This is a genomic window from Aminobacter ciceronei, assembly GCF_014138625.1.
In the GTDB taxonomy this organism is placed as follows: Bacteria; Pseudomonadota; Alphaproteobacteria; order Rhizobiales; family Rhizobiaceae; genus Aminobacter; species Aminobacter ciceronei.
The window spans coordinates 1-6,662 of the sequence record NZ_JACJHY010000079.1 but is presented as its reverse complement, the minus strand read 5'-3'; the positions used below and the strand labels follow the sequence as shown (position 1 = coordinate 6,662).

Below are 6,662 nucleotides of genomic sequence, written 5' to 3'. Positions count from 1 at the left end.
GCACTTGCCGAACTGCGCCCCAGCGTCCGTGTCATGGGCGCCGGCGAAGCGATCGAAATCTACAAGGAAGTCGGCCTGCCGGTCGAAGTCGTGAAGCGCTTCGACGTTACCAAGATGAGCGGCAGCCACGGCATCGGCCATACCCGCATGGCCACCGAATCCGCCGTCACCACGCTCGGCGCGCACCCCTTCTCGACCGGCCCCGACCAGTGCCTGGTGCACAACGGCTCGCTGTCGAACCACAACAACCTGCGCCGCGAGCTGATCCGCGACGGCATGCTCTTCGAGACCGAGAACGACACCGAAGTCGCCGCCGCGTACCTGTCCTCGAAGATCGCGCATGGCCAGAACCTCGGTGAGGCGCTGGAAAGCAGCCTGAACGACCTCGACGGCTTCTTCACCTTCGTCGTCGGCACCAAGAACGGCTTCGGCGTCGTCCGCGACCCGATCTCCTGCAAGCCCGCCGTCATGGCCGAAACCGACCAGTACGTCGCCTTCGGCTCCGAGTATCGCGCCCTCGCCAATCTGCCAGGCATCGAAGACGCCAAGGTCTGGGAGCCCGAGCCGTCCACCGTCTATTTCTGGGAGCACTGAGATTATGCATTCAACAAATCTTGCGACCGCGCCTCTGCACCAGGCCAACTACGCGCCGAAGACCTTCGATCTGTCCAAGATCACTTTGCGCGAGTTCAACCAGGCTCTTCACAATGTGAAGGATGCCGCCGGTGAATCGAACTGGGAGGTTCTCAACCCCAAGGGCAGCCACGCCGTTGCCGTCGGCGCCGAACACGCGATCTCGATCGATGTGCAGGGTTCCGTTGGCTACTATTGCGGCGGCATGAACCAGAACAGCACGATCACCGTGCATGGTTCGGCCGGCCCCGGCGTCGGTGAAAACATGATGTCGGGCACGATCATCGTGAAGGGCGACGCCAGCCAGTACGCCGGCGCCACCGGCCGCGGCGGCCTGCTTGTCATCGAAGGTAACGCCTCGTCGCGCTGCGGCATCTCGATGAAGGGCATCAACATCGTCGTCCGTGGCAATATCGGCCACATGTCGGCCTTCATGGCGCAATCGGGCAACCTCGTCGTTCTCGGCGATGCCGGCGATGCACTGGGCGACTCGATCTACGAGGCCCGCCTGTTCGTGCGCGGCTCGGTGAAGAGCCTCGGCGCCGACTGCATCAAGAAGGAAATGCGCCCCGAGCACATTGCCATCCTGAAGGACCTGCTTGATCGCGCCGGCATCACCGACGTCAAGCCGGAAGAGTTCTCGCGCTACGGTTCTGCGCGCACGCTCTACAACTTCAACATCGACAACGCCGACGCTTACTGAGGAACACTATGAGCTATCACAATCCTCCGACGACGCCACGCAAGTCGGCCACGTTCGATGAATACGCGATGTCCGAAATCCGTCGCGCCGCAGCGACGGGCATCTACGACATCCGCGGCTCCGGCGCCAAGCGCAAGGTCCCGCATTTCGACGACCTTCTGTTCCTCGGCGCCTCGATCTCGCGCTATCCGCTCGAAGGCTACCGTGAAAAGTGCGACACGTCGGTCGTTCTGGGCACGCGTTTCGCCAAGAAGCCGATCGAGCTGAAGATCCCGATCACGGTTGCCGGCATGAGCTTCGGCTCGCTGTCGGGCCCGGCCAAGGAAGCGCTGGGCCGTGGCGCAACGCTCTCCGGCACCTCGACCACGACCGGCGACGGCGGCATGACCGAGGAAGAGCGCGGCCACTCCAAGCAGCTCGTCTACCAATACCTGCCGTCGCGCTACGGCATGAACCCGCGTGACCTGCGTCGCGCCGACGCCATCGAAATCGTTGTCGGCCAGGGCGCAAAGCCAGGCGGCGGCGGCATGCTCCTGGGTCAGAAGATCTCCGACCGCGTCGCCGAGATGCGCACGCTGCCCAAGGGCATCGACCAGCGCTCGGCCTGCCGCCACCCCGACTGGACCGGTCCGGACGATCTCGAGATCAAGATCCTCGAAATCCGTGAGATCACCGACTGGGAAAAGCCGATCTACGTCAAGGTCGGTGGCGCACGCCCCTATTATGACACGGCCCTTGCCGTGAAGGCCGGTGCCGACGTCGTCGTGCTCGACGGCATGCAGGGCGGCACGGCAGCAACCCAGGAAGTGTTCATCGAGCATGTCGGCCAGCCGACGCTTGCCTGTATCCGTCCGGCAGTGAAGGCGCTGCAGGATCTCGGCATGCACCGCAAGGTTCAGCTCATCGTCTCCGGTGGCATACGCAATGGTGCGGATGTGGCCAAAGCGCTGGCGCTCGGTGCTGATGCAGTATCGGTCGGTACCGCGGCACTTATCGCACTCGGCGACAACGACCCGCGTTGGGAGGATGAATACCAGAAGCTTGGCACCACCGCCGGTGCCTACGACGATTGGCACGAGGGCAAGGACCCGGCCGGCATCACCACGCAGGACGTCGAGCTGATGAAGCGCGTCGATCCGATCGCGGCTGGTCGCCGTCTGGCGAATTATCTGAAGGTCATGACGCTTGAGGCACAGACGATCGCCCGTGCCTGCGGCAAAAATCACCTGCACAATCTCGAGCCTGAAGATCTCTGCGCTCTTTCGATCGAAGCTGCCGCCATGGCTGGCGTGCCGCTTGCGGGGACAAGCTGGGTACCTGGTAAGGGTCCCTTTTAAAACCACAAGGATTGGGAGGAGCAATTCATGGGTACGGCCTTCGAAGCCAAAATCGATCAGTCAGAGGTGACCGATCTCAAAGAGTTCGCAAGGGCTCGCAACATCAGATACTTCATGGTCTCGTATACGGACCTGTTCGGCGGCCAGCGCGCCAAGCTGGTACCGGCCCAGGCCATTTCGGACATGCAGAAGGACGGAGCCGGCTTTGCCGGCTTCGCGACTTGGCTGGACCTCACGCCGGCGCACCCCGACATGCTTGCCGTGCCGGATCCGCTCTCGGTCATCCAGCTGCCCTGGCGGCCGGAAGTGGCCTGGCTCGCATCGGACTGCCTGATGGAAGGCAAGGGCGTTGCCCAGGCACCGCGCAACACGCTGAAGCGCCTTGTCGCCGAAGCCGCCAAGGAAGGCATGCGCGTCAAGACCGGCGTCGAGCCGGAATTCTTCCTGACGACGCCGGATGGCAACCAGATCGCCGACGAGTACGATACCGCTGCAAAATCCTGCTACGATCAGCAGGCCGTGATGCGCCGCTTCGACGTCATCGCCGAAATCTGCGATGCCATGCTCGACCTCGGCTGGAAACCCTACCAGAACGACCATGAGGACGCGAACGGCCAGTTCGAGATGAACTGGGAGTATGACGACGTCCTGCAGACCGCCGACAAGCACTCCTTCTTCAAGTTCATGGTTCGCTCGATCGCCGAAAAGCACGGCCTGCGGGCAACCTTCATGCCGAAGCCGTTCCAGGGTCTGACCGGCTCGGGCTGTCACGCCCACATCTCGGTGTGGGATCTTGCCGGCAAGTCCAATGCCTTCGCCGACAAGAACATGGAACTGGGTCTGTCGGAGAAGGGCCGCTACTTCCTCGGCGGCATCATGAAGCATGCTTCGGCGCTCGCCGCGATCTGCAACCCGACCGTCAACTCCTACAAGCGCATCAACGCACCGCGCACCGTCTCCGGTGCCACCTGGGCGCCGAACACGGTGACCTGGACCGGCAACAACCGCACCCACATGGTGCGTGTGCCCGGCCCTGGCCGCTTCGAACTGCGTCTGCCCGACGGCGCGGCCAATCCGTACCTGATGCAGGCGATCATCATCGCCGCCGGCCTCAGCGGCATTCGCACCAAGGCCGATCCCGGCCCGCGCAGCGATGTCGACATGTACCGCGAGGGCCACACCGTCACCCACGGTGCCAAGCTGCCGCTCAACCTGCTCGACGCGCTCCGCGCCTATGACGAAGACAGCGAGCTGAAGGCCGCGATGGGCGAGGAGTTCTCCGCCGCCTACATCAAGCTCAAGCACCAGGAGTGGAACTCCTACGCGTCGCACTTCACCCAGTGGGAACGCGACCACACGCTGGACGTCTGAGGCACCCAAACAGGCTGTGCCCGGTCGTGGAGACCGGGCGCGGGCCTCGGATACACCTCACATTTCGCCGGAACACATGCGATGAAATATTCGATCTTCTCACTCGCCAAGGCTGCATTGTCGGGCCACAAGGGCTGGACCCGGGCCTGGCGCGATCCGGCGCCCAAGAGCCACTACGACGTGATCATCATCGGCGGTGGCGGCCATGGTTTGGCCACGGCGTATTTCCTCGCCAACGAATACGGCATCCGCAACGTTGCGGTGCTGGAAAAGGGCTGGATCGGCTCCGGCAATGCCGGCCGAAACACCACCATCATCCGCTCCAACTACGGTCTTCCCGGCAATACCGGCTTCTACGAGATGTCGATGAAGCTGTGGGAGCGCATGGAGCAGGATCTCAATTACAACGCGATGGTTTCCCAGCGCGGCATCATCAACCTCTACCACTCCGATGCCCAGCGCGACGCCTTTGCCCGTCGCGGCAACACCATGCGGATCAACGGCATCGACGCCGAACTGCTCGACGCGGTGCAGATCCGCAAGGAACTGCCATTCCTCAATTATGACAGCCCGCGCTTTCCGATCATGGGCGGCCTGCTGCAGCGACGCGGCGGCACCGCCCGCCACGACGCGGTTGTGTGGGGCTACGCCCGCGCCGCCGACCAGCGCGGCGTCGACATCATCCAGAACTGCGAAGTCACCGGCTTCGTGCGCGACCACAACGGCAAGATCACCGGCGTCGAGACGTCGCGCGGCAAGATCAGCGCCGGCAAGGTCGGCATGGCGGTCGCCGGCAACACCTCCCGCGTGGCGGCGATGGCCGGCATGAAGCTGCCGATCGAAAGCCATGTGCTGCAGGCCTTCGTCTCCGAAGCGATCAAGCCGCTGATCCCAGGTGTCATCACCTTCGGCGCCGGCCACTTCTATATCAGCCAGTCCGACAAGGGCGGCCTTGTCTTCGGCGGCGACCTCGACGGCTACAACTCCTACGCCCAGCGCGGCAACATGCCCGTCATCGAAGACGTTTGCGAAGGTGGCATGGCGGTCATGCCGATGATCGGCCGCGTCCGCATGCTGCGCCAGTGGGGCGGCATCATGGACATGTCGATGGACGGCACGCCGATCATCGACAAGACGCCGATCGATGGCCTCTACCTCAACGCCGGCTGGTGCTATGGCGGCTTCAAGGCGACGCCGGCTTCGGGCCTCGTCTTCGCCCACCTCTTGGCGCGCGACGAACCGCATCCGGAAGCGGCACGCTTCCGGCTCGACCGGTTCCGCCGCGGCGCGATGATCGATGAAAAGGGCCAGGGCGCCCAACCCAACCTGCACTGAAAGCGAGACTGGCGGAATGCGTATTGCATGTCCTTTCTGCGGCGAACGCGAGAACGGCGAGTTCACCTATCTCGGCGACGCTTCGCCCAAGCGGCCCAACTTCGCAGTCGATAGCGGCGAAAGCCCCGAGGGCGTCGAGGACGCCTTCTACGACTACGTCTATCTGCGCGACAACGTCGCCGGCTACATGCGCGAGTACTGGTACCACGGTGGTGGCTGTCGCTCGTGGCTGATCGCCGAGCGCAACACGGTGACGCATGAATTCAGATCGGTGACCGCAGCCCCAGGCGTTGGCGCGGCCAAGCCGGTGCAGGCAGGAGAATAAAGATGTCGGGCTATTCCGGATCCGAACCGCTCGGCAGGACGGCCGCACTCGAGGGCGCGCCGACCAGCGCCCGCAGCCAGGCAGCTTCAGCCAGCCAGTCGCATCGCCTGCGCAGCGGCGGCCTGATCGACCGCCAGCAGCCGCTGCAGTTTTCGTTCGATGGCAAGGTCATGTCGGGCTTTGCCGGCGACACGCTGGCCTCGGCGCTCGTTGCCAACGGCGTCAAGCTGGTCGCACGCTCGTTCAAGTATCATCGCCCGCGCGGCATCATCACCGCAGGCTCCGAAGAGCCGAGCGCGCTGGTCGAGATGCGCAGCGGCGCCCGCAAGGAGCCGAACACCCGTGCCACCACGCAGGAGCTCTATGACGGGCTGGTTGCCCAGAGCCAGAACCGCTGGCCGTCGCTGCGCCGCGACTTCATGTCGATCAACCAGCTGGCCGCGCCGATCTTCGTCGCCGGCTTCTACTACAAGACCTTCATGTGGCCGGCGAAGTTCTGGGAGAAGGTCTACGAGCCGCTGATCCGCCGTGCGGCTGGTCTCGGCAAGAGCGCCGAGTTGCCCGATCCAGACCATTACGACAAGGCCTGGGCGCATTGTGACGTGCTCGTCATAGGTGGTGGTGCCGCTGGTCTTTCGGCTGCCCTGGCGGCTGGCCGCGCCGGGTCGCGCGTCATCCTCGTCGAGGAAGACAGCCGTCTCGGTGGTCGTCTGCTCAGCGACGGTGGCGAGATCGACGGCATGCATGCCGAGGAGTGGGTGCGTCGTACGACCGACGAACTCACAGCCCTTCCGAATGTCCGCATCATGGTCCGCACGGCGCTGTTCGGTGTCTACGATGGCGGCGTCTATGCCGCGCTCGAGCGTGTCAACGACCATGTTCCGGTGCCGGGTCCGTATCAGGTCCGCCAGCGTGTCTGGCGCATCGTCGCCAAGCGTTCTGTGGTGACGGCAGGCGC

At 64.0% G+C, this 6,662-nt stretch carries 7 protein-coding genes; all 7 read left to right on the top strand.

What is annotated here, in order from left to right; translation table 11 throughout:
* A partial coding sequence (locus tag HNQ95_RS33110; RefSeq protein ID WP_182576239.1) for a class II glutamine amidotransferase occupies positions 1 to 594 on the top strand: 594 nt, incomplete at its 5' end.
* Between the two features lie 4 nt (positions 595 to 598).
* Complete coding sequence (locus HNQ95_RS33105) at positions 599 to 1,336, top strand: GltB/FmdC/FwdC-like GXGXG domain-containing protein (RefSeq protein ID WP_067967917.1); 738 nt, start codon at positions 599 to 601, stop codon at positions 1,334 to 1,336.
* Positions 1,337 to 1,344: 8 nt separating this feature from the next.
* Positions 1,345 to 2,673: an FMN-binding glutamate synthase family protein gene (locus HNQ95_RS33100; protein ID WP_182576238.1), complete on the top strand. Its 1,329-nt coding sequence runs from the start codon at positions 1,345 to 1,347 to the stop codon at positions 2,671 to 2,673.
* Between the two features lie 27 nt (positions 2,674 to 2,700).
* Positions 2,701 to 4,044 carry a type III glutamate--ammonia ligase gene (glnT, locus tag HNQ95_RS33095; RefSeq protein ID WP_067967923.1) on the top strand — a complete coding sequence of 448 codons (1,344 nt, stop codon included), beginning with the start codon at positions 2,701 to 2,703 and terminating at the stop codon, positions 4,042 to 4,044.
* 81 nt (positions 4,045 to 4,125) lie between these two features.
* Positions 4,126 to 5,379 carry a sarcosine oxidase subunit beta family protein gene (locus HNQ95_RS33090; RefSeq protein WP_067967926.1) on the top strand — a complete coding sequence of 418 codons (1,254 nt, stop codon included), beginning with the start codon at positions 4,126 to 4,128 and terminating at the stop codon, positions 5,377 to 5,379.
* Positions 5,380 to 5,395: 16 nt separating this feature from the next.
* Positions 5,396 to 5,704, top strand: coding sequence for a sarcosine oxidase subunit delta (locus HNQ95_RS33085; protein WP_067967931.1), 309 nt, complete (start codon positions 5,396 to 5,398; stop codon positions 5,702 to 5,704).
* Positions 5,705 to 5,706: 2 nt separating this feature from the next.
* The coding region (locus HNQ95_RS33080) for an FAD-dependent oxidoreductase (RefSeq protein ID WP_182576237.1) at positions 5,707 to 6,662 on the top strand (956 nt) is incomplete at its 3' end.